At 32.3% G+C, this 771-nt stretch carries 1 protein-coding gene; it reads right to left on the bottom strand.

Annotated features, from left to right (window positions below; all coding sequences use genetic code 11):
- Positions 1–642, bottom strand: a 642-nt coding sequence (locus CXF62_RS01445; protein WP_145990522.1) for a hypothetical protein, incomplete at its 3' end; no start/stop codon positions are given.
- Between the last annotated feature and the right edge of the window lie 129 nt (positions 643–771).

The following is a 771-nucleotide window of genomic DNA, read 5'->3' on the forward strand; positions in this document are numbered from 1 at the left end:
AGCTATAACAAAAGCGCTTTTCATCTGTATTTGACCTAGGCTGATTGTTAAACTTAACCAACTAGCATTCTTGATGATGTTTAAATCTGTTAATTCTGCTAAAATATTAGTTAGCTTTTTATCTGCCTTTAAGGCAGTTTTCCAATAAAATGAGACTAAACTTGTTTGTGATTTATTAAGCTTACTTATGGGCATACTCTGATCTAGTCTTAAAGCTTCATCCCTTACTTTAGTACGTGCAGAAAAAACATATGATATCTTCTCAGCATGCTTATTAAAAATCTGTAAGCTTTCAATGGTATCTTTTAGCAGGTTCTGATAAATGCGTGAAGGGATAATCATAGTTTGAAGACCTTGAGAGGTTTCAGGGAAAGACTTTCTAGTTTTTCTTAAACTGCTTGAAAATTCTTCTGAAGGTTGTATATTGCACCAAAAATTGTTTCGATTTAAAACAGATGCTGTATCAATAAACCTTTGTATCTTGCCTAAATACAAGCCTATTTGTTTCTCTGCAGAGCTGTTAGTTACTAAGAAACAGATTGCATTAGGGTCAGCAAATACGTTATCAAGTTCAATATTATTGTTTACACAGTAACTAATCAGAAAAGATATAGCGACTAAGTCGCCATTCAATTTTGACATAGAACATCCATTCATTTCACAAATCCAATTGAGTGCAAATACTTTCAAAAACTTAACTGCTGATTTGAATTCTCTGCCGTCGGTATTAATAGATGAGGATAGGTTCTTAATTTTAGTTCTAAAGTTAAT

Origin of the sequence: Psychrobacter sp. MES7-P7E (assembly GCF_002863645.1) — a bacterium.
Taxonomy (GTDB): Bacteria; Pseudomonadota; Gammaproteobacteria; order Pseudomonadales; family Moraxellaceae; genus Psychrobacter.